Source organism: Ruegeria sp. HKCCD7255, assembly GCF_013031565.1.
GTDB lineage: Bacteria > Pseudomonadota > Alphaproteobacteria > Rhodobacterales > Rhodobacteraceae > Ruegeria.
In genome coordinates, this window is record NZ_WQAG01000002.1 from 479,839 (window position 1) to 500,855 (window position 21,017).

The 21,017-nt window shown below is 58.1% G+C and carries 22 protein-coding genes; 9 read left to right on the top strand and 13 right to left on the bottom strand.

All coding sequences use genetic code 11. From position 1 onward, the window contains the following. Positions 1-84: 84 nt before the first annotated feature. The 10 genes from phoB to GOX45_RS06160 form a co-directional block, all read right to left on the bottom strand. Positions 85-774, bottom strand: coding sequence for a phosphate regulon transcriptional regulator PhoB (phoB, locus tag GOX45_RS06115; protein WP_171099003.1), 690 nt, complete (start codon positions 772-774; stop codon positions 85-87). 11 nt (positions 775-785) lie between these two features. Then, a complete protein-coding gene (phoU, locus tag GOX45_RS06120) occupies positions 786-1,487 on the bottom strand; it encodes a phosphate signaling complex protein PhoU (RefSeq protein WP_171099005.1) in 702 nt (233 codons plus the stop codon). A 16-nt stretch (positions 1,488-1,503) separates the two neighbouring features. Next, positions 1,504-2,301, bottom strand: a complete 798-nt coding sequence (gene pstB / locus GOX45_RS06125; protein ID WP_305851942.1) for a phosphate ABC transporter ATP-binding protein PstB — start codon at positions 2,299-2,301, stop codon at positions 1,504-1,506. 12 nt (positions 2,302-2,313) lie between these two features. Beyond that, entirely contained in the window at positions 2,314-3,645 is a 1,332-nt protein-coding gene (gene pstA / locus GOX45_RS06130; protein WP_171099008.1) for a phosphate ABC transporter permease PstA, read from the bottom strand. Then, positions 3,642-5,114 (bottom strand): phosphate ABC transporter permease subunit PstC, encoded by a 1,473-nt coding sequence (gene pstC, locus GOX45_RS06135; protein WP_171099009.1) that lies wholly within the window; start codon positions 5,112-5,114, stop codon positions 3,642-3,644. The genes pstA and pstC overlap by 4 nt, the downstream gene beginning before the upstream one ends. Before the next feature lie 92 nt (positions 5,115-5,206). After that, on the bottom strand, positions 5,207-6,247 hold the full coding sequence (locus GOX45_RS06140; protein WP_171099012.1) for a substrate-binding domain-containing protein: 1,041 nt from the start codon (positions 6,245-6,247) through the stop codon (positions 5,207-5,209). A 155-nt stretch (positions 6,248-6,402) separates the two neighbouring features. Next, a complete protein-coding gene (locus GOX45_RS06145) occupies positions 6,403-7,449 on the bottom strand; it encodes an ATP-binding protein (RefSeq protein WP_171099014.1) in 1,047 nt (348 codons plus the stop codon). An 18-nt stretch (positions 7,450-7,467) separates the two neighbouring features. Then, positions 7,468-8,001, bottom strand: coding sequence for a gamma carbonic anhydrase family protein (locus tag GOX45_RS06150; protein ID WP_171099016.1), 534 nt, complete (start codon positions 7,999-8,001; stop codon positions 7,468-7,470). Then, a complete protein-coding gene (gmk, locus tag GOX45_RS06155) occupies positions 7,998-8,639 on the bottom strand; it encodes a guanylate kinase (RefSeq protein WP_171099018.1) in 642 nt (213 codons plus the stop codon). Before gmk ends, GOX45_RS06150 begins: the two co-directional genes overlap by 4 nt. 17 nt (positions 8,640-8,656) lie before the next feature. Continuing rightward, the gene (locus GOX45_RS06160) at positions 8,657-9,547 is read right to left on the bottom strand and encodes a YicC/YloC family endoribonuclease (RefSeq protein ID WP_171099020.1); all 891 of its coding nucleotides are present in this window, start codon (positions 9,545-9,547) and stop codon (positions 8,657-8,659) included. A gap of 296 nt (positions 9,548-9,843) precedes the next feature. On the opposite strand from GOX45_RS06160, the gene GOX45_RS06165 reads away from it, so the two are divergent. Further along, the gene (locus tag GOX45_RS06165) at positions 9,844-10,464 is read left to right on the top strand and encodes a PAS domain-containing protein (RefSeq protein ID WP_171099022.1); all 621 of its coding nucleotides are present in this window, start codon (positions 9,844-9,846) and stop codon (positions 10,462-10,464) included. 53 nt (positions 10,465-10,517) lie between these two features. Here the strand turns inward: GOX45_RS06165 and GOX45_RS06170 are convergent, their stop codons facing one another. Then, on the bottom strand, positions 10,518-11,888 hold the full coding sequence (locus tag GOX45_RS06170) for a class II 3-deoxy-7-phosphoheptulonate synthase (RefSeq protein ID WP_171099024.1): 1,371 nt from the start codon (positions 11,886-11,888) through the stop codon (positions 10,518-10,520). A gap of 167 nt (positions 11,889-12,055) precedes the next feature. Between GOX45_RS06170 and GOX45_RS06175 the strand changes: the two genes are divergently transcribed. Further along, positions 12,056-13,060 (top strand): GlxA family transcriptional regulator, encoded by a 1,005-nt coding sequence (locus GOX45_RS06175; protein WP_171099026.1) that lies wholly within the window; start codon positions 12,056-12,058, stop codon positions 13,058-13,060. Positions 13,061-13,065: 5 nt separating this feature from the next. Here the strand turns inward: GOX45_RS06175 and GOX45_RS06180 are convergent, their stop codons facing one another. Next, the gene (locus GOX45_RS06180; protein ID WP_171099027.1) at positions 13,066-13,593 is read right to left on the bottom strand and encodes a GNAT family N-acetyltransferase; all 528 of its coding nucleotides are present in this window, start codon (positions 13,591-13,593) and stop codon (positions 13,066-13,068) included. 81 nt (positions 13,594-13,674) lie between these two features. Then, positions 13,675-14,766, bottom strand: coding sequence for a PQQ-dependent sugar dehydrogenase (locus tag GOX45_RS06185; RefSeq protein WP_171099029.1), 1,092 nt, complete (start codon positions 14,764-14,766; stop codon positions 13,675-13,677). A gap of 162 nt (positions 14,767-14,928) precedes the next feature. Between GOX45_RS06185 and GOX45_RS06190 the strand changes: the two genes are divergently transcribed. From GOX45_RS06190 to GOX45_RS06220, 7 genes are all read left to right on the top strand, one after another. Continuing rightward, positions 14,929-16,110 (top strand): ABC transporter substrate-binding protein, encoded by a 1,182-nt coding sequence (locus GOX45_RS06190; RefSeq protein ID WP_171099031.1) that lies wholly within the window; start codon positions 14,929-14,931, stop codon positions 16,108-16,110. A gap of 127 nt (positions 16,111-16,237) precedes the next feature. Beyond that, a complete protein-coding gene (locus tag GOX45_RS06195; RefSeq protein WP_171099033.1) occupies positions 16,238-17,026 on the top strand; it encodes an ABC transporter ATP-binding protein in 789 nt (262 codons plus the stop codon). 108 nt (positions 17,027-17,134) lie between these two features. Continuing rightward, positions 17,135-17,848: an ABC transporter ATP-binding protein gene (locus GOX45_RS06200; RefSeq protein ID WP_171099035.1), complete on the top strand. Its 714-nt coding sequence runs from the start codon at positions 17,135-17,137 to the stop codon at positions 17,846-17,848. 2 nt (positions 17,849-17,850) lie between these two features. Next, a complete protein-coding gene (locus GOX45_RS06205; protein ID WP_171099037.1) occupies positions 17,851-18,273 on the top strand; it encodes a hypothetical protein in 423 nt (140 codons plus the stop codon). Next, positions 18,273-19,283: a branched-chain amino acid ABC transporter permease gene (locus GOX45_RS06210; protein ID WP_171099039.1), complete on the top strand. Its 1,011-nt coding sequence runs from the start codon at positions 18,273-18,275 to the stop codon at positions 19,281-19,283. Before GOX45_RS06205 ends, GOX45_RS06210 begins: the two co-directional genes overlap by 1 nt. After that, complete coding sequence (locus tag GOX45_RS06215; protein WP_171099042.1) at positions 19,280-20,593, top strand: branched-chain amino acid ABC transporter permease; 1,314 nt, start codon at positions 19,280-19,282, stop codon at positions 20,591-20,593. The genes GOX45_RS06210 and GOX45_RS06215 overlap by 4 nt, the downstream gene beginning before the upstream one ends. 162 nt (positions 20,594-20,755) lie before the next feature. After that, entirely contained in the window at positions 20,756-21,007 is a 252-nt protein-coding gene (locus GOX45_RS06220; RefSeq protein ID WP_171099044.1) for a hypothetical protein, read from the top strand. Positions 21,008-21,017: the final 10 nt, after the last annotated feature.

The following is a 21,017-nucleotide window of genomic DNA, read 5'->3' on the forward strand; positions in this document are numbered from 1 at the left end:
CGACTTGCCCGCGAAGGACAGCAAGACATTCTCAAGATGGCATGACCAAACCGCATAAGTCGGGCTTTGGGCTCCCTGCCCCGGTCAGCCCAATGCGTATCCTGCACCGCGTACCGTGCGCACTGGATCCGCGCCGCCATGTTGGGTCAGCGCCTTGCGCAAACGCCCGATATGGACGTCCACAGTCCGCGTATCGACATAGATGTCGCGGCCCCAGACCCGGTCGAGCAATTGCTCGCGGCTCCAGACCCGGCCCGGTTTCTCCATGAATGTGCTCAGCAAGCGAAACTCAGTCGGGCCCAGTTTCAGCGGCTTGTCACTGCGACTGACCTTGTGAGTCTCGGAATCGAGGATGATGTCGTCAAACTCCAATCGCAGCCCAACAGTCGCCGGACGCACGCGCCGCAGCTGAGACCGCACCCGCGCCATCAGTTCGACCACCGAATAGGGTTTGACCACATAGTCATCGGCTCCCGTTTCCAGACCACGCACCTTGTCGACCTCTTCGGATCGCGCCGACAGCATAATGATCGGGATCGCGCGTGTATCGGGCCGGGTTTTCAACCGACGGCAGACTTCGATGCCGCTGAGATTGGGCATCATCCAGTCCAGAACGATGATGTCCGGGCTGTCTTCATCGACCAGCAGCAAGGCCTCATCCCCGCTGCCGGCTTTGGACACGCGAAAGCCTTCGGCCTCAAGGTTATAGGCCAACACTTCACGTTGGGCCAATTCGTCTTCGACCACCAGGACCGTTGGTTGATCAGCGGACATGTCGATGCCTCCTAGGCGGATTCTGCGGTCACGTCAGCCTTGGGCCGCGCTTCCGAGGGACGTTCGCCGGTGACCAGATAGACGACCTGTTCGGCAATCGCCGTCACATGATCACCCATCCGCTCGATATTCTTGGCGATGAAATGCAGATGCATACAGGCGGTGATGTTGCGCGGGTCTTCGGCCATGAAAGTCAGGAACTCACGGAAGAGACCGTTGTACATCTGATCAACCTCCTCATCCCGGTCGATCACGTCCGTGGCCAGTTCTGCATCGCGCTGGATATAGGCGTCCAGAGCGTCGCGCAGCATCAGCTCGACCTCACGCGCCATGCGACGCAAGGCGGCCGCGCTGCCGTTGATCTCACCCATACCCGCCAGAACAGTCGTGCGTTTGGCGATGTTTTTCGAGTAATCGCCAATCCGTTCAAGGTTGGCCGAGACTTTTAGGACCGACAGAACCAGTCGCAGGTCACTGGCCGTGGGCGCACGCAGAGCGATCAAACGGGCGGTTTCCTCGTTGATCAACTCTTCCAACGCGTCGATCGCCTTGTCGCCGTTTCGAACCTCTTGGGCCAGCTCTTCGTCGCGCGATTCAAGCGACCGGGCCGAGCTCATGATGGCGGCTTCGACAAGGCCGCCCATCTTCATGATATGGGCCTGGATCGCTTCCAGATCACGGTCGAATGCAGATGCAATATGTTGTTCGCTCATAGGAAAATACCTGTCCTCAGCCGATCCGGCCTGTGATGTAGCTTTCAGTGCGCGGGTCTTCGGGGTTGGTAAAGATCTGCCCGGTTTCACCGAACTCGACCAGGTTCCCCAGATGGAAAAACGCCGTCTTCTGGCTGACCCGTGCTGCCTGCTGCATCGAGTGGGTCACGATGACCACCGAATAGCGCGCGCGCAGCTCGTCAATCAGTTCCTCGACCTGTGCAGTTGCAATCGGGTCCAGCGCGGAACAGGGCTCGTCCATCAACAGCACTTCGGGCTCGGTCGCGACCGCACGGGCAATGCATAGACGCTGTTGCTGACCACCGGACAGTCCGGTGCCGGGGGCATCGAGGCGGTCTTTGACCTCATCCCAGATCGCTCCGCGACGCAGGGACTTTTCGACGATCTCGTCCAGCTCGGCTTTGTTCATGGCCAGCCCGTGGATGCGCGGGCCATAAGCCACGTTGTCATAGATCGACTTGGGGAACGGGTTGGGTTTTTGAAACACCATCCCCACCTTGGCGCGCAGCTGCACCGGATCGACCCGCTTGTCATAGATGTCTTCACCGTCCAGCAGAATGTCACCCTTGACCTTGCAGATGTCGATTGTGTCGTTCATCCGGTTCAGACAGCGCAGGAAGGTGGACTTCCCGCAGCCCGACGGGCCGATAAAGGCGGTGACGGTCTTGTCTTCGATATCGACATTCACGTCCTTGATCGCATGGGTCTCGCCATAAAACACCTGAACATTCTTGGCGTTGATTTTGATGTCTTGGGAGTCCACAGCTCTCTCCACTCGTGTCATGTCATTCATTGTAGCCTCCATTTACCAGCGGCGTTCAAAGCGGCGGCGCAGGATAATTGCGATGATATTCATGGTCAGCAGGAACATCAAAAGGATGATGATCCCGCCCCAGGCTTTTTCGTAAAAGCCCACATCGGCGCGGGCGGCCCAGGTATAGATCTGTGCGGGCATGGCCGAGTTCGGCTCGGTAAAGCCCGCCAGGAACCCATCAGGGTATCCACGGGCCACAAAGCCAACCATACCAATCAGCAACAGAGGTGCGGTTTCACCCAAGGCTTGCGCCAGACCAATGATTGTACCGGTTAGAATACCCGGTGCGGCCAGCGGCAGCACGTGGTGGAACACCGCCTGCATTTTCGAGGCCCCTACCCCAAGTGCTGCATCCCGGATCGATGGCGGCACCGCCTTGAGCGAGGCGCGGGTCGAGATGATGATTGTGGGCAGGGTCATCAGCGTCAGCACCAGCCCTCCGACCAGAGGTGCCGATTGCGGCAGGTGCATGAACTGGATGAACACGGCCAGACCCAGAATACCAAACACAATAGACGGAACTGCGGCCAGGTTCGAGATGTTCACCTCGATCAGATCGGTGAATTTATTCTGTGGCGCGAACTCTTCGAGATAGATTGATGCTGCAACGCCAATGGGCAAGGACAGGACCAACACAACCAGCATCATGAAGAACGAGCCCACAACCGAGGCCCCGATCCCCGCGCCGCCCGGGTTGTCCACACCTGAATCTGCACCGGTGATGAAGGGCCAGTTGAACCCCTGCTTGATGATTCCGGCCTCTTTCAGCGCATCGACCAGATCAAGGTCGCTCAGTTGCAGAAAGCGGCTGTCTTGCAGCGTGTCACGCGACACGCGGCCTTTGAAATATCCATCAACGCGGCTGGAGGCGGCCAGATCAAACTCGATCGGCTGCCCCAGTTGATCAGGGTTTTCGGCATAGAAGGTACGGATTGTACCGCCGACCTTACCCAACAGACGCTCAATTGCGGCATCGTCAAAATCCACTTCGACCCCACGTTCTGTCAGCTCTTTGTTGAGGGCCGCGATGAACAGATCGGAATAGGCTTTGGTTTTGAACAGGGTGCTTTCGGCCTCTTCCCGCTGCTGTTCGGTCAGCGTGAAGTCGACACTGACAACCGTGCGCTGAAAGGCCGGGATGCCCTGCGACAGGATCGAGGCGAAAAGAACCACCAGAAAGAACAGACCAGTTGTGATGGCAACGATGCCATAGGCGCGGAACCGTTTCTCGGCCTTCGCGCGTTTGATCGTACGCGCATCGGTTGCTGTAAGAGACGCTGCGTGGCGACCGGTTTCGGGGCTTTGCATGCTGGCGTCGGTCATTCGTACTGCTCCCGGTATTTGCGCACGATATAAAGGGCAAAGACATTCAGCCCCAAGGTCAGAACAAACAGTGTCATGCCCAGGGCAAAGGCCACCAGCGCCTCGGGCGAGGCAAAGTCGGCATCGCCTGTCAACTGGCTGACGATCTTGGCGGTCACGGTTGTCATCGCTTCAAACGGGTTGAGGCTGAGGCGCGCAGCCGCGCCCGCCCCCAGAACCACGATCATGGTCTCGCCGATGGCGCGTGATGCGGCCAACAGGATGGCACCGACGATGCCCGGCAAAGCTGCGGGCAGCACCACCTGACGAATGGTCTCGGACTGGGTGGCGCCCAAACCGTAAGACCCGTCGCGCATGGCCTGCGGAACCGCGTTGATGATGTCATCCGACAGCGACGACACAAACGGGATCAACATGATCCCCATGACGACACCCGCCGTCATCACCGCGGTCCCGGCTTTCATCCAGCCCAGACCATCGGCACCAAAGATGTTCAGCAGCAGCGGACCCACTGTCAGCAAGGCAAAAAGCCCGTAGACGATGGTGGGGATACCGGCCAGCACCTCAAGCATCGGCTTGGCGACCGAACGGACACGCGGCGAGGCGTATTCGCTGAGGTAGATCGCGGCGAACAAGCCGATGGGCACGGCCACCAGAAGCGCCACGAACGAGATATAGAGCGTACCCCACAGCAGCGGGATGATCCCCAACTCGGACAGGCCTCCGCGCCCTGAAAAGCTGGGCGACCAGGTCAGGCCAAAGAAGAAATCCGTGGCGGGGTAAAGCTTGAAGAACTCCCAGGTGTTGAACACCAGAGAAAGCACGATACCGACCGTTGTCAGAATGGCGATGGATGCAGCGGCCAGCAGCAAAACGCCCACACCCTGCTCGACCACGTTGCGGGCGCGATAGTCGGCATTGGTCTGCAACCAACCTGCAGCGGCGCCGATCAAAGCGACAAACAAAACCACGAAGGACATGATCGTATAGCCGGTTGCGTTCATCAGGCGATAGCGCTGAGCAGCATTCAAGACCGGCTGAGAAATATCCGAGGTAACGACCTGTCCCGCATCTTTCAAAATCTGCGTCAATTCGCTGACATCGGCATCTGCGTTGTTTGCTGCTGTTTCGGACAACGTGCCCTGGGCAACAGCATTGTCCAACCCAGACGCTGTGCGTCGAACTTCGGCCATAACCAGGCTACGCGATGAGCCTTCCTTGATGGCGCTTTCCGGGATCATGTCCGAGATCTGGGAATTCACCAAGAGAGGCTGTGCCAGCAGCCACAGGATCAACAACCCAATGGCGGGCACAATGGTTTTGAGTGCAACATTGGTGCCGTAAAAAACCGGCAGAGAATGCAAACCCCGGCTGTCCCCGCCGGCACTTTGCAAAGCGCGTGATCGTCCCAGAACATATCCGACCGCCGCAATCGCCAGCACGATTAGTATAAGCCAAGCTATTGGCATGACACCCCCGTTGCTCTCGGTTGAGAGACTTTAGAAAGACACAGAAGGGGGCGACTATCCGCCGCCCCCAAACCGTCAAACCATCATCAGGCTTAGCTGCCCGAACCCATGGTCACTTCGTTGTTGATCGCTTCCTGAGTTTTCGCCAGCTCAGGGTCTGCCACCAGGCCATAGTTGGCCAGAGGACCCGACGGACCTGCGATTTCGTCAGCAGTAAAGAACTGAGCGTATTCTTTCAGGCCTGGGATCACGCCGATATGCGCTTTCTTGACGTAGAAGAACAGCGGGCGCGAAACGGGGTATTCACCGGTCGAGATGGTCTCGGTCGAAGGCGCAACACCCGACATGGTGCCCACTTTCAGTTTGTCGGTGTTGTTCTCATAAAACGCCAGACCGAACACGCCGATGCCGTTGGGGTTGGTGTCGATGCGAGCCAGTGTCTCGGTATAGTCACCGTCGATATCGACCGACTTGCCATCGGTACGAACGGCCAGACATGCATCTTCCGCGTCATCTTCGCTCATGCCGCCATCGATCATGGCCTGCATCGCGCCGGTTGCTTCACAGCCGATCAGCAGAACTTTTTCTTCGAACACTTCACGAGTGCCGTGCTTGGTGCCCGGGATAAAGCCTGCGATTTCAACATCAGGCAGGTCCGGGTTGAACTCGGCCCAAGTGTTGTAAGGGTTATCAACAACTTCGCCGTCTTTCAGAACTTTCGCACCCAGGGCGTTGAAGATGTCCGAAGGCTCGAACGCGTTGAAGGCCGGACCGGTCTGCTGGCTGGCGAACACGATGCCGTCATAGCCGATGCGGACTTCCATGATGTCGGTCACACCGTTTTCGGCGCAGGCCTTGATCTCTTTTTCACGGATCGCACGCGATGCGTTTGCAACGTCGATGGTGTTCTCACCAACACCTTCGCAGAAACGCTTCAGACCAGCGGAAGAGCCACCCGATTCGACAACAGGTATCGGGAAGTCGGTGTTTTCACCAAACAGTTCCGCAACGATCGAAGCGTATGGCAGGACGGTCGACGAACCCGCGACTTGAACATTGTCACGCGCAGCAGCAGCAGTGGCCGAAACGGCAGCGATGGCCAGAGCCGAGGCCGACAGTTTTACAAAGGACATTCCAGTCTCCTTGATAGAAAAGTGTTGTGATCACCCCCATGATGATCTTGAGCGCAGCCCTAAATCGCGCTCGTAAGCCTTTTGTGACAGCTATGTAACAGTTTCATGACAGATCGCGTTTTTCGCGCATTTTTTGTCACAAAAGATGCAACGGCTCAGCGGGGCAGGATCACGGTGAAAACCGAACCCTTGCCCAGATCGCTTTCCACCCGCAACCGACCGCGATGTCGGTTGACGATATGTTTGACGATGGCCAACCCCAGACCGGTGCCGCCAAGTTGGCGTGACCGGTGGCTGTCGGCGCGATAGAAGCGTTCGGTCAGGCGCGGCAGATGGACAGAATCAATGCCCGGCCCCTTGTCGATGATCTGCACGCGCACCGCTGGGCCGCGCATCGCCGTGTCGCGGTCAAAGACGCGCAGCTTCAATTCGACGCTGCCGCCGGACCCACCATATTTGATCCCGTTTTCGATCAGGTTGGTGAAGACCTGGCGCAATTGATCGCTGTCGCCGGGGATCAGCACAGGATCATCGGGAGCGGTCAGGATCAGTTTAACGTCGGCGTCATCCGCCAAAGGCCGCAGCGTATTGATGGTGGATTGCAGCAAACCCGTCAGCTCAAGCTGTTCCTTCGGACGGACCCGTTCTTCGCTTTCGACCCGGTTGAGCGACAGAAGATCCCCAACCAGACGGTTCATCCGGTTCGCCTCATCTTCCATGATCTGCAAGAACCGCTCGCGCGCGACCGCGTCTTCTTTGGCCGGGCCGCGCAGGGTTTCGATAAACCCCATCAGCGCTGTCAGAGGCGTGCGCAACTCGTGGCTGACATTGGCCACGAAATCGCGCCGCATCTGGCTGGCCTGTTCCAGATGGGTCACATCCTGAAACACCACCAGCGCCGCCCCACCCGAAACCGCGCCAACACCGTTCAAATAGCGGCATTCGACCTCAAACGTTACATCCTGCGCCCCATCATTTGTCAGATGGCGCGCTTTCGCTTTACCCTTGCTGCGCAGGCTTTGTTCGATCGCCTCGATCACCAGAGGCTGACGCAGGATGGTGGCGAAATGGCGACCGGTGATGTTCTGCCCCAGAATGGTCGTCGCATCCGCATTGGCCGCGATGATGCGTTCGGTCTGGTCGACCATCAAAGCGGGCAACGGAAGCGCTGAAACAAATTCTTCGGTTAGGTCTTGGGACATGATTATGCCTTTGATGCGCTAGGCGTCTGTCGAGACCTTTGTGAGGGTGTCACGAAACTTCCGCATGTTCTGCTGATAATGCAGCGCGCTTTGCGTCAAGCGCTGGGCGGCGGCCTCGTCCAACTGACGCACGACCTTGCCCGGTGCTCCCATGACCAGCGAATTGTCAGGGATCTCTTTGCCTTCAGTAACCAGCGCCCCTGCCCCAATCAGGCAATTGCGCCCGATCCTGGCACCGTTCAGCACAATCGCACCCATGCCGATCAGGCTGTTATCGCCGATCGTGCAACCGTGCAACATGACCTTGTGACCGATGGTGCAGTTCTGGCCGATGCTCAGCGGATAGCCCGGATCGATATGCATTACGCAGTTTTCCTGAACGTTGCTGCCGGCGCCCACCCGGATCTCTTCATGGTCCGCGCGCAAGGTGCAGCCAAACCAGACCGAGGCGCCCTCCTCCAGCACCACTTTGCCGATCAGATTGGCGTCGGGCGCGACCCAAGTGTCGTCGTGTATCTGCGGCGCGTCATCGCCCAGAGCGTAAAGCGTCATGACTGTTCCTCGAATTCCATCTGCAGTTTGCGCACATGCTCTTGCAGCGCGGGTTGCTGGATCCGGCGCATCCGTTCGGCGCTGATGATGGTCTTCAGCTTTTCTTCGGTCGCGTCCAGATCATCATTCACCAGAACATAATCGTAATAGCCCCAATGGCTGATTTCGTCCCAGCTTTTGAGCATCCGCTTGCTGATCACATCTGCGCTGTCCTGGCCCCGGCTTTCCAGCCTGCGTTGCAATTCTGGAATCGAGGGCGGAAGAATAAAGATCGACAGCGCGTGTTTGCCAAGATCCGAATTGCGGATCTGCAAATCCCCTTGCCAGTCAACGTCGAACAGAACGTCCCGGCCGCTGTTGATCGAGTCGCGCACCGGAGCGACCGGCGATCCATAGAAATTGCCAAAAACATGCGCGTGTTCCAGCATCTGACCGTCGGTCACCTGCTGTTTGAACGCTTCTTCGGTCAAAAAGTAATATTCGCGTCCATGCTCTTCGCCCGGGCGCGGCGCGCGGGTGGTGGCCGAGATTGAGAACTCCAACCCATCGTCCCACTGCATCAGTCGCCGGGCCAAAGTGGATTTGCCCGCGCCCGAGGGCGAAGACAGAATGATTAAAAGACCTCGGCGATCAGCCATCGTTTCTGTTCCTGCTTCTATTCTACGTTCTGCACTTGCTCGCGCATCTGATCAATGACGGCCTTAAGCTCCAGACCAACGGCGGTCAGCTCGGCGTTTTGCGACTTTGAACACAGCGTGTTGGCCTCACGATTGAACTCCTGCATCAGGAAATCAAGCTTACGCCCCACCGGTCCGTCCTGCTGCAACAGATCCCGAGTGGCCTCCACATGGGCGGCCAGCCGGTCAATCTCTTCTGTGATGTCGGCTTTAACAGCGATCAGGGCAAGTTCCTGCGCCACCCGATCCTCATCCGCTCCCTGACTGTTGTCCAGAACGCGGGCCAGATTGGCGCGCAGGTTCTGTTCCATCTCGCCTCGTCGCTGTTCAGCCAGACCCGCAGCCGCCTGGGTGAGTTCGGCAATCCGGTTCAGTTGATCGGCGAGGATCGCGGCAAGCGCCTGCCCTTCGGTTTGGCGCATTTCAAGAAACGCCGCCAAAAGGGGCCCAAATTCAGACTTGAGCTGTTCCACCAACGGCGCTGCGTCATCGTCTTCGCTTCCAGCCTCCATCATGCCCCGCAGGGACAGAAGGTCGCTTGCCCGCGATTGCGCCAGCGTGACGCCATGGGCATTGGCCATCTGCTCGGTGCGCGCAACGGCCTCAAGCGCCGCTTCCATTGCAGGGATATTCAGCCGCAGATCAGTTGCAGTTTCTTCGCGGCTGACCCGCAAAGATAGAGTAACGTTACCGCGGCTGACATTGCGCGACAGCTCGGCCCGCAATGCTGCCTCCAGCCCGGTCAGCCAGTCGGGCAGACGCAAGCGCATATCCAGCCCTTTGCCGTTCACGCTGCGCAATTCCCAGCTCCAGGAATGAGGGCCAAACGCGCCTTTTCCAGCAGCAAAACCGGTCATGGATCTGATCATGTATGTCCCTTTTCGCAACGCATCGCCACGCATCGGACGCAACTAATGCCATCAGGCCACCAAGAGCAAGGCCCCGCTCAGTCTCTGCATTACCGTGTTGGGTTAACCATTCGTTAAAGATTTCCTCCAAAATTGTATTAACCCCTGTCAATCTGGTGGAAACCTATGCCGTACTGCCAAGACCTCTGACCAGTATGCGGCATTTTAGGAAAAACGGCTTGGATTGACGTAAAGGTTGGAAAATGAGTTCTTTTTTTGGGAGTGAGCCCCGACAGGAATCGGGAAAAATCGTTGCGATGGACCGCTTTGACAGTGGGCGTAGCCTGTCCCCAATTCGTCAGGCCGAAGCGTATTGGACCGCATTGCTAACCGGCAATGCGGTGCCGATGCGTTCCCAGATCGATCCGCGTGGGCTTGAGAATATTCTTGAATACACTTTCATTCTCGAACGCATCGCCCCCGGTCTCGCCCGGTTTCGCCTTGCGGGTAGCCATCTGAACAAACTGGCAGGGATGGAAGTGCGCGGCATGCCGATGACAGCCTTCTTCGACCCAGCATCGCGGGACCAGATTACAGCTCATCTGGAACGTGTTTTTGCCGCTCCCGCCGTGGCCGAGCTGAGCATGATCTCGAAAGGCAAACTTGGGCGCACCAGCTTGCAGGCGCGTATGATCCTGCTGCCTTTGAAAAGCGATTTGGGTGATATCAGCCGCATTCTGGGGGTGATGGTCAGTGACGGGGTTATCGGCACAACACCGCGCCGCTTCACCCTGACAGACGATCAAATTCGCAATGTCTCGGACGTGCAGCGCCCGCCGCAGAAGGTCAGTGAACCGGAACCAGGTTTTGCCGAAGACCAGAGCGAATTTCGCCCGGCAGGCCGCCATCTGAGACTGGTGGTGTCGCGCGACGACTGAAACAAAAAACGGCGGACCCAAGGCCCGCCGCTTTCAGTCACCAAGCGATCACACTAGCCTGTTGCGCGTTTGCTGCGATCACGGCGCAGGTTGGTCAGCTCTTCCGCCACCAGGAACGCCAGTTCCAGCGATTGCGAGGCGTTCAAGCGCGGATCACAGGCGGTATGGTACCGATCCGACAGATCCTCTTCGGTCACAGCGCGCACGCCGCCGGTGCATTCAGTCACGTCCAGACCGGTCATCTCGAAATGCACACCACCGGGGATGGTATCTTCGGACTGGTGCACGCCAAAGAAATCGCGCACTTCGCGCAGGACCGAGTCGAACGGGCGCGTCTTGTACCCGGTTGCCGACTTGATGGTGTTGCCATGCATCGGGTCGCAGACCCAGGTGACCTTGGCCCCCTCTTCCTTGACGGCCTTGATGAGCCGCGGCAGATGCTCACCCACATTGCCAGCGCCAAAGCGCGCGATCAGGGTCAGGCGTCCTTCTTCGTTCTTGGGGTTCAGCTTGGATATCAGAACCTTGAGGTCTTCAGCCGTGGTTGTCGGACCGCATTTCAGGCCAATCGGGTTCTGCACACCACGGCAAAACTCGACATGCGCACCATCGGGCTGACGGGTACGGTCACCGATCCAGATCATATGACCAGAACCCGCCAGCCATTTGCCCGAGGTAGAATCCAGACGCGTCAGCGCCTCTTCATATTCCAGCAACAGGCCTTCATGGCTCGTATAGAACTCGACGGTCGAGAACTCATGAGTCGTGTCCGCCGTGATTCCGGCCGCACCCATGAAATCGATGCTGTCCTGAATACGGTCTGCGATCTCCGAGTATTTCTGAACGTCCTGTTCATCGGCAAAACCGAGTGTCCAGGCGTGAACACGGCTCATATCTGCGAAGCCACCGGTTGAAAACGCGCGCAGCAGGTTCAGCGTGGCGGCTGCCTGCGTATAGGCCTGCAGCATCTTTTCCGGGTTCGGAATGCGCGCTTCGGGGGTGAAGGCCAGATCGTTGATGATGTCACCGCGATAGCTGGGCAGTTCCACGCCATCCACCGTCTCGGTCGGTGCGCTGCGTGGCTTGGCAAATTGCCCCGCCATGCGGCCCACTTTGACCACCGGCACTTTGGCACCATAGGTCAGAACCATGGCCATCTGCAGCATCACCTTGAACGTGTCGCGAATCGCATCCGCGCTGAATTGCTCAAAGCTTTCGGCACAATCGCCACCTTGCAGCAGGAAAGCCTCACCGCGCCCGGCAGCGCCCAGCTGCTGTTTCAGACGGCGCGCTTCACCGGCAAAGACCAGCGGAGGATATTGAGAAAGCTGAGACTCTACCTTGGCCAACGCAGCCGCGTCGGTATAGTCGGGCATCTGAACCCGGGGCTTGTTGCGCCAGTTCGATTTGTGCCACTCGGTCATAGCTTTGGTCTCCACTGAGGTAATTCAGGTGGTCTCTATACAAAAAGCAATTCAAGGACGCCATATCCGAATTGCGCCTCTTGACGTCGCAATCAAGCTTTGACCAAGGTGGCGGGCAAAACTTCTGCCTGGTGGGTACCGCAGGCACGCAGCAAGGACACGACGTCATGCAAGAGCAACGCCAAGTTGTCACAGTGGACGGCACCGACGCCAAGCCCAAGAATTTCGTTTTTGTCTTGCTCGAGGGCTTTTCACTTTTGTCCTTCGCATCGGCGCTGGACAGCCTTCGTATCGCCAACCGAATGGCCAACGAAACGATTTATACGTGGTCCCTGGCCGGTGAAGGTGGTGAAATCGCCAAATGCTCGGCCGGGACAACCTTCCAGCTGGATTCTGATTTGGATGAGTTGCAGCGGGACGAAGTTGTGCTGGTCTGCGGCGGTGTGGACGTACAGACCGCGACCACCAAGCGCGTATTGAATTGGCTGCGGCGCGAGGCGCGCAAAGGTGTCAAGATCGGCGGCTTGTGCACGGCTGCCTATACGCTGGCCAAGGCCGGGCTTCTGGACGGTAAAAACGCGACGATTCATTGGGAAAACTCGGACAGTTTCACCGAAGAGTTTGAAGACGTTCACCTGACCAAATCCGTGTTCCAGATCGACGGCAACCGGATGACAACAGCGGGTGGCACTTCCTCGATCGACCTGATGCTCAAACTGATCGCGGATGACTACGGCGAAGATCTGGCCAATGCTGTGGCTGACCAGATGATCTATTCCTCGATCCGGACAGATCAGGATACCCAACGCCTGTCCACGCCGACACGGATCGGCGTGCGCCATCCCAAGCTGAGCCAAGTCATCCTGATGATGGAAAAGAACATCGAAGAGCCGATCTCGCCTTCGATCCTGGCCAAAGATGTCGGCATGTCGACCCGCCAACTGGAACGTCTCTTCCGCCGGTACCTGAGCCGGTCGCCCAAGCGCTATTACATGGAGTTGCGCCTGCACAAAGCGCGCAACCTGTTGATGCAGACGGATATGAGCGTCATCAACGTGGCGCTGGCCTGCGGCTTTGCCAGCCCGTCACATTTCTCGAAATGCTATCGGGCGCATTACAACACCACGCCGTATCGTGAGCGTGGCGCACAAGGCGGACGCCTGTCGGTGTGACGCCTTTACAGGTGCTTTTCGAAGTAATGCAGATGCGGTCGCAGCATCGGCTGATCCAAATAAGTCGTTGTTTCAATCGGATCCTCTAACTCGACAAATCCGAGTTTGGGATAGAGATCGCGCATTTCGACATTGGGTGTAAGCGTATCGGCAATCAGTCGCGTCAGCCCCATATCCCGTGCAGCCTGCTCTCGCGCTTCGATCAGAGCCCGCCCCGTGCCGGTGCCCCGAGCGGCCTCAGTCACGAAAACCCGTTTCAATTCGCCCGTGGCGTCATCAAAGCGTTTCATCATGCCGCAACCGACGATCTCGCCGGTCCCATTGCGTGCCACAACCAGGCACCCTTTCGGAGGCAGGTAATCATCCGCATTCGCCCAAAACTCGGCCAATGCGCTTTTGGGGGCAGCCGGGTCGATATCGAAACCCATGGCGCCCATACGTTCTACGATCAGCCCGTAATACTGCAACAGAATGTCATTCAACGCCGCTTTGGGCGGCATTTCGGTGCAAAGTTCAATGTCAAAAGCGCTCATGACTGCAATCTGGCATAACGGGCCGCCGATGAGAAAGTCTTTCGTCTGAAACAGCCCTCGATCGCATCCATTTGGTGAAAATCACGGCGTCATGCGATAGACCGCGCCGTCGCCCACCGACAAGAACCAGATCGACCCGTCCGGGGCCTCGACGATGTCGCGCACCCGCGCGGTCTCAGGCCCTTTGATCTGCTCAACCTCACGCACAGGCGATCCGTCAAGTCGGGCGATATAGTCGAACTTCAACGACCCAACGAACAGGTTGTCTTTCCATTCGGGCCAGAGCTTGCCGGAATAGACCAGCAACCCAGACGGCGCGATGGACGGATCCCAGTAGTGTTTAGGCTGTTGCATCCCCGATTTCGAGGTGCCTTCACCGATTTTCTGGCCTGAGTAGTGCACGCCATAGGAGATCACCGGCCATCCGTAATTCGCGCCGGGTTCTACCAGATTCACCTCGTCACCGCCCCGCGCGCCATGTTCCGACACCCAAAGCCGCCCGCGCCCATCCAGACCCGCGCCTTGCGGGTTGCGGTGGCCATAAGACCAGATCTCGGGCCGAACGCTGCTTTCGCCGATGAACGGATTGTCTGTGGGCACCGATCCGTCCCGATTGATCCGGATCACCGATCCCATATGCGTCAGCAAATCCTGCGCCGAAGGCCGGTCGCCGCGGTCGCCGATGGTGACAAACAGGCTGCCATCCGGCGCTTCAACGACGCGCGATCCGAAGTGCCGGCCACCGGACCCGCCGGGTGTGGCCTCAAAGATCACCCGCAGGTTGGTCAGCCGCGCACCGCTTTCAGTAAGCCGCGCCACTGCCAGAGCGGTGCCCGCACCGCCACTTTGCGGCTTAGAGAAGGTCAGGAACACCTCGCGGCTCTGGGCAAAATCCCTTGGAATGGTCACGTCCAGCAACCCGCCCTGCCCGCGCGCTGCGACCTTGGGCACACCGCGTACCGCCTTGGCTTGGCCATCTTTGACATAGAGCAACTCGCCGTCTCGCTCGGTCACCAGGAAATCGCCATCCGGCAGGATGCCAATGGCCCAAGGCGTATCCAGGCCGCCGATCTGTTTGGTCAGAGTGACCGGCCCCGCGCTGGTTTGGAGCGTATCAGCCATGGCACCGGGGACGAACAGGATCAGAAGCAGTGACGAAACAAGTCGGAGCATTTCAAACCTCTTGCAAGCGGGACAGGCGTTCCAAAGAACAAACCTATCAAAGCAAATAGTTTTAGCCTGCGTAAAAGCACGTTTGCGTTAAGACTTTTCTTTTGCGAACGGCTTGCCTAGGGTCTGTCGCAGAAGAAGACTATGACAATAGGGAGTAACACAATGAAAAAGCTGCTGACAGCAACCGCAGCAACTGCTCTGCTGGCGGGCACCGCTATGGCAGACGATGTCAAACTGGGCATCCTTTTGGGCTTTACCGGTCCGATTGAGTCGCTGGCCCCGGCCATGGGATCAGGCGCCGAGATGGCGATTGCCGAGGTCACCGAATCCGGCAAGCTGCTGGACGGCACCACAGTGACCGGTGTGCGCGCCGATACAGGCTGTATTGATAATGGTCTGGCCACGTCCAATGGTGAACGCATGATCGCTGATGGTGTCGCAGGCATTATCGGGGGTGACTGCTCGGGCGTGACCGGGGCGATCCTGCAGAACGTGGCGATTCCGAACGGTATGGTGATGATCTCACCTTCGGCCACCTCACCGGGTCTTTCGACCATGGAAGACAATGGTCTGTTCTTCCGCACCGCTCCGTCGGATGCGCGTGAAGGTCAGGTGATGGCAGACATCCTGAATGATCGCGGCATCAGCTCAATCGCGCTGACCTATACCAATAACGACTACGGCAAGGGTCTGGCGGACGCGATCCAGTCCTCTTTCGAGGCATCGGGTGGTGAAGTGACCATCGTTGCCGCGCATGAGGACGGCAAGGCCGACTATTCCGCTGAAGTGGGCGCGCTGGCCTCGGCGGGTGGCGACATTCTGGTCGTCGCAGGCTATCTGGACCAGGGCGGTCTGGGCATCATCCAGTCGGCGTTGGACAGTGGCGCTTTTGACACTTTCGGTCTGCCCGGTGGCATGATCGGAGATTCGCTGCCAGCCAATGTCGGGCCTGACCTGAACGGCTCGTTCGGTCAGATCGCCGGTTCGGGCGGTGAAGGCGCTGAGAAGTATTTTGCCATGGCCGAAGCCGGTGGCTTTGACGGCTCGTCGCCCTATTCGCCGGAATCCTATGACGCGGCGGCGTTGTTCATGCTGGCCATGCAAGCCGCAGGATCGACCAACCCGGCCGATTATGCAGCCAAGGTCATGGACGTGGCCAACGCACCGGGCGAAAAGATCTATCCCGGTGAACTGGCCAAGGGGCTCGAACTGTTGGCCGCAGGTCAAGAGATCGACTATGTCGGTGCCTCGGGTGTAGAACTGATCGGCCCCGGTGAAAGCGCAGGCTCTTACCGCGAGATCGAAGTCACTGACGGTGAAAACACAACCGTCAACTTCCGTTGATCCTGCGTAAACGATCATAAACACAAGCAGCCCGGGCCTTGTGCCTGGGCTGTTTCAGTGACAAAAGGCGCCACCTTTCTCAGGGTCGGGGCAATAAGAACGCCAAACAGGGCGGCAAGGGGATATGATGATCGTCGTCGAAGACGTGCACAAGCATTTCGGCGGGTTTCATGCGGTGGATGGGGCATCGCTGGAAATCCAGGAAGGCTCGATCACCGGGTTGATCGGACCAAACGGGGCCGGGAAAACCACTCTGTTCAACGTAATCGCCGGGGTTCTGCCCCCCACCAGTGGCCGGGTCTTCATGGATGGCGAAGATATCACCGGCCTGCCACCGCATGATCTGTTTCACAAAGGTCTGCTGCGCACGTTTCAGATTGCGCATGAGTTTTCCTCGATGAGCTGTCGCGAAAACCTGATGATGGTGCCCGGCGCGCAATCGGGAGAGTCGCTGTGGAACACCTGGTTTGGTCGCAAACGCATCGCCGATGAAGAGCGCGCTTTGAAGGCCAAGGCCGATGAGGTGCTTGAGTTTCTGACCATCGAACATCTGGCCGATCACAAGGCCGGTCAGGTCTCGGGCGGGCAGAAAAAGCTGCTGGAGCTTGGCCGAACCATGATGGTTGACGCCAAGATCGTGTTTCTGGATGAGGTCGGCGCGGGTGTGAACCGCACCCTACTGATGACCATCGCCGACACGATCCTGCGTCTGAATGCCGAGCGAGGATATACCTTTGTGGTCATCGAGCATGACATGGATTTCATCGGCAAGATCTGTGATCCGGTGATCTGCATGGCCGAGGGCAAAGTGCTGGCCCAAGGCACGCTGGATGAGATCAAGGCCAATGAACACGTGATCGAGGCCTATCTGGGCACCGGTTTGAAAAACAAAGACAAACTGGAGGCCGGGGCGTGAAGATTGTGATCCAAATGAGCGCCTACGGCGCGCTTTGTTGTGCGGGATGGGGGCTCTGCCCCCAAAACCATTGGGATATTTCTGGCCAGATGACAGGGGATCCGGTTTATGGGTGAGCCTTTTTTGATCGGTGACACCATGACCGGTGGCTATGGCAAGGGGCCGGATATCCTGCATGACTGCACGATTGCGGTGGATGCCGGTGAAATTGCCGTGATTGTCGGGCCCAACGGGGCGGGCAAATCGACCGCGATGAAGGCGGTCTTTGGGATGCTGGACGTGCGCGCCGGTGCGGTGCGGCTGGATGGCGAGGATATCACCGGGCTGTCGCCGCAGGATCGGGTGGTCAAAGGGATGGGGTTTGTGCCGCAGACCTCGAATATCTTCACCTCGATGACTGTGGAAGAAAACCTTGAGATGGGCGCGTTTATCCGAACCGATGATTTCTCGGACACGATGGAGCAGGTGTTCGACCTATTCCCCATCCTGCGCGACAAGCGGCATCAGGCGGCGGGCGAGCTGTCGGGCGGGCAGCGTCAGCAAGTGGCAGTGGGCCGGGCGCTGATGACCCAGCCCAAGGTGTTGATGCTGGATGAACCCACGGCCGGGGTTTCCCCCATCGTGATGGACGAGCTGTTTGACCGGATCATCGAAGTGTCGCGCACGGGTTTGCCGATCCTGATGGTCGAACAGAACGCGCGGCAGGCGTTGGAGATTGCCGACAAGGGCTATGTGCTGGTGCAGGGGCGGAATGCCTATACCGGCACCGGTAAAGAGCTGTTGGCCGATCCCGAAGTGCGCAAGAGTTTCTTGGGGGGGTGAGGATGAAAGCCAGCTTTCTAAGTGTCTTTCTTTCCTGTTTTCTTGCTTGCGTCGTCTATGCCGAAAACTCGACTCCCGAAGCGACGCGTTCAGACACTCAAGTTGTTCTCCGTTGCGAGTTCGAGGATCAGCGAACGATTCTGCTATCAGCTTCTGATCATGAGGTAACTTGGAGTGAGAAGGGCATTGAATCCCCGACAAGTGATTTGACGCATGTACGGATTACGCATGACCCATTGTTGACAGTATTTACCTATGGTGTGGGCATTGGAAGCCAGAGGCTCGATGTATTCCAAGGCGTTTTCCACGCAGAGAAGCCCAGCTATGAAGTTGGTACTGCGATCCTGAGCGAAACTCTTGTTGGGAGGGATAAGCTGTTTGTAAGGAGCGTTGAGGGATTTTGCCAAACGGAGGAACACAACTAATGGACTTCCTCAACGCCCTTGTGGCGCTCTCCAACTTCGTTCTTGTTCCCGCGATCGCCTATGGCAGTCAGTTGGCGCTGGGCGCGTTGGGGGTGACGCTGATCTATGGCATTCTGCGGTTTTCGAACTTTGCCCATGGCGACACGATGGCTTTTGGGGCGATGATCGCGGTTCTGGTCACCTGGGGGCTGCAAGCCGCCGGGGTCAGTTTCGGGCCGTTACCTACCGCGCTGCTCGCCCTGCCCTTTGCGATTCTGGGTTGTATCATTCTGGTGCTGATCACGGACCGGCTGGTTTACAGGTTCTACCGCGAACAAAAGGCCAAGCCCGTCATTCTGGTGATCGTGTCGATGGGCGTGATGTTCATCATGAACGGGTTGGTGCGTTTTGTGATCGGGCCGGATGATCAGCGGTTCTCGGACGGGGCGCGGTTCATCGTGTCGGCGCGGGATTTCAAGGAAATGACCGGGCTGCGTGAGGGGTTGGCGATCAAGACCTCTCAGGGCATTACGGTGATCGTGGCCGTTCTGGCGGTGGCGTTGTTGTTCTGGTTTCTCAACAAGACGCGCACCGGCAAATCGATGCGGGCCTATTCCGACAATGAGGATTTGGCGCTGCTGTCGGGCATCAATCCCGAGCGCGTGGTGATGATCACCTGGATCATCGTGGCGGCGCTGGCGACCACGGCAGGTGTGCTTTACGGGCTGGATAAGAGTTTCAAACCTTTCGTTTATTTCCAACTGCTGCTGCCGATCTTTGCCTCAGCCATTGTGGGCGGGTTGGGCAACCCTCTGGGCGCCATTGCGGGCGGGTTCATCATCGCCTTTTCCGAGGTGACGATCACCTATGCCTGGAAGAAAGTGCTGACCTATCTGGCCCCCGAAAGCCTTGAGCCTTCGGGATTGGTGCAGTTCCTGTCGACCGATTACAAATTTGCGGTCAGCTTTGTGATCCTTCTGATCGTGCTGCTGTTCAAGCCCACGGGTCTGTTCAAAGGGAAAGTGATATGAGCGAGCCCGTCAAAAACACGCTTCTCTTTGTCGTGGTTGGTGCGCTGATCCTGTTGACCGGGTTCACGCAGAGCTGGAACGCAGCGATCCTGATCCTGAATATGGGGCTGATCTCGGCCATCATGGCGATCGGGGTGAACCTGCAATGGGGGTTTGCGGGGCTCTTTAACGTGGGTGTCATGGGCTTTGTGGCGCTGGGCGGGCTGGCAGTTGTGCTGGTTTCGACGCCACCAACACCCGGCGCATGGTCATCCGGTGGGTATGGCATTGTGCTGGCCCTGCTGTTGGGGGCCGCGACCGTGGTGGCGGCTGTTCTTGTTGCGACGCGGATGGCTACGGGCCGTATGCGGACGCTGACCATCATCGGAATTCTGATCGCGGGGTTCTTTATTTATCGTGCCGTGTTCGACCCCAGCGTTGCAGGCGTTGAAGCCATAGATCCTGCGATTGCGGGCAATCTGGGCGGGTTGAACCTGCCAGTGCTGCTGGCCTGGCCTGCGGGCGGCTTGTTGGCTGCCGGGGCGGCGTGGCTGATCGGTAAAACCGCGCTGGGGCTGCGCTCGGACTATCTGGCGATCGCAACGCTGGGCATTGCTGAGATCATCATCGCCATCATGAAAAACGAAGACTGGCTGGCCCGGGGCGTAAAGAATGTTTACGGCATTCCGCGCCCGGCCCCCGTGGTCGGCTATGAGGTTGAACTACAACAAGACCCGGCCTTCCTGGCGCGGGCCGAGTGGTTCGGGCTGGATCCGGTCACCGCGTCGACCCTGTCGGTCAAGCTGGGCTATTCGCTGCTGTTCATGATCGTTCTGCTGGTGTTGCTGTGGATGGCGCAAATGGCATTGAAAAGCCCGTGGGGCCGGATGATGCGGGCCATTCGCGACAATGAGGTCGCGGCCGAGGCGATGGGCAAGGATGTCACCCGCCGCCATTTGCAGATCTTTGTTCTGGGCTCGGCCATTTGCGGCATCGCGGGTGCGATGATGACCACGCTGGATGGCCAGTTGACCCCAAGCGCCTACCAGCCCTTGCGGTTCACCTTCCTGGTCTGGGTGATGGTGATCGTTGGGGGATCGGGCAACAACTTTGGTGCGGTTCTGGGTGCGTTTCTGATCTGGTTCCTTTGGGTTCAGGTCGAACCCATTGGGCTGTGGCTGATGAACCTGATCACGGCAGGCCTGCCGGATGGAAGCGCGTTGAAAGCGCATCTGGTGGAAAGCGCTGCGCATATGCGCCTGTTCACCATGGGACTGATCTTGCTGATTGTCCTTCGATTCAGCCCACGGGGCCTTATCCCCGAAAAATAGACGAAACATCGCCTCAGTCATACCAGCCGCGCCGATCAACGGCGCGGTTTCTTGCTATTTGGTTAATAAAATACTAATGCAGGAACGCACCACTCAACGGCTCTGGCCTATTTGGCCAGTTGTTAAAGATCGCCCTGTTAACTTGGAAAGCCTTGTTTCGTGATGAAGAAATCGCTCACCTTCTCTCTTCTGGCATCGGCTGCTGTCCTGATGGCTGCATGTGTCCCCAGCCCGTCCGACTTTGAGACAACACCCGTTCAGGTTTCAACATCCAAGGGCGTCGTGACCTGTCAGCTCTATCGCCTGGATCGCGTAGACTGGGATCGCGCGATTGATTTCCCGGCGACCAAAATGACGGTGCCCGAAGCGGATCAGATCTGCCGGGATGAAGGCCTGCGGATCAAGAATTCCTAAGCTCTCAGGC

Bases quoted from the DNA above. Each gene is read 5' to 3' on its own strand.
- phoB (WP_171099003.1), bottom strand. From the start codon at position 774: ATGTCCGCTGATCAACCAACGGTCCTGGTGGTCGAAGACGAATTGGCC.
- phoU (WP_171099005.1), bottom strand. From the start codon at position 1,487: ATGAGCGAACAACATATTGCATCTGCATTCGACCGTGATCTGGAAGCG.
- pstB (WP_305851942.1), bottom strand. From the start codon at position 2,301: ATGAATGACATGACACGAGTGGAGAGAGCTGTGGACTCCCAAGACATC.
- pstA (WP_171099008.1), bottom strand. From the start codon at position 3,645: ATGACCGACGCCAGCATGCAAAGCCCCGAAACCGGTCGCCACGCAGCG.
- pstC (WP_171099009.1), bottom strand. From the start codon at position 5,114: ATGCCAATAGCTTGGCTTATACTAATCGTGCTGGCGATTGCGGCGGTC.
- GOX45_RS06140 (WP_171099012.1), bottom strand. From the start codon at position 6,247: ATGTCCTTTGTAAAACTGTCGGCCTCGGCTCTGGCCATCGCTGCCGTT.
- GOX45_RS06145 (WP_171099014.1), bottom strand. From the start codon at position 7,449: ATGTCCCAAGACCTAACCGAAGAATTTGTTTCAGCGCTTCCGTTGCCC.
- GOX45_RS06150 (WP_171099016.1), bottom strand. From the start codon at position 8,001: ATGACGCTTTACGCTCTGGGCGATGACGCGCCGCAGATACACGACGAC.
- gmk (WP_171099018.1), bottom strand. From the start codon at position 8,639: ATGGCTGATCGCCGAGGTCTTTTAATCATTCTGTCTTCGCCCTCGGGC.
- GOX45_RS06160 (WP_171099020.1), bottom strand. From the start codon at position 9,547: ATGATCAGATCCATGACCGGTTTTGCTGCTGGAAAAGGCGCGTTTGGC.
- GOX45_RS06165 (WP_171099022.1), top strand. From the start codon at position 9,844: ATGGACCGCTTTGACAGTGGGCGTAGCCTGTCCCCAATTCGTCAGGCC.
- GOX45_RS06170 (WP_171099024.1), bottom strand. From the start codon at position 11,888: ATGACCGAGTGGCACAAATCGAACTGGCGCAACAAGCCCCGGGTTCAG.
- GOX45_RS06175 (WP_171099026.1), top strand. From the start codon at position 12,056: ATGCAAGAGCAACGCCAAGTTGTCACAGTGGACGGCACCGACGCCAAG.
- GOX45_RS06180 (WP_171099027.1), bottom strand. From the start codon at position 13,593: ATGAGCGCTTTTGACATTGAACTTTGCACCGAAATGCCGCCCAAAGCG.
- GOX45_RS06185 (WP_171099029.1), bottom strand. From the start codon at position 14,766: ATGCTCCGACTTGTTTCGTCACTGCTTCTGATCCTGTTCGTCCCCGGT.
- GOX45_RS06190 (WP_171099031.1), top strand. From the start codon at position 14,929: ATGAAAAAGCTGCTGACAGCAACCGCAGCAACTGCTCTGCTGGCGGGC.
- GOX45_RS06195 (WP_171099033.1), top strand. From the start codon at position 16,238: ATGATCGTCGTCGAAGACGTGCACAAGCATTTCGGCGGGTTTCATGCG.
- GOX45_RS06200 (WP_171099035.1), top strand. From the start codon at position 17,135: ATGGGTGAGCCTTTTTTGATCGGTGACACCATGACCGGTGGCTATGGC.
- GOX45_RS06205 (WP_171099037.1), top strand. From the start codon at position 17,851: ATGAAAGCCAGCTTTCTAAGTGTCTTTCTTTCCTGTTTTCTTGCTTGC.
- GOX45_RS06210 (WP_171099039.1), top strand. From the start codon at position 18,273: ATGGACTTCCTCAACGCCCTTGTGGCGCTCTCCAACTTCGTTCTTGTT.
- GOX45_RS06215 (WP_171099042.1), top strand. From the start codon at position 19,280: ATGAGCGAGCCCGTCAAAAACACGCTTCTCTTTGTCGTGGTTGGTGCG.
- GOX45_RS06220 (WP_171099044.1), top strand. From the start codon at position 20,756: ATGAAGAAATCGCTCACCTTCTCTCTTCTGGCATCGGCTGCTGTCCTG.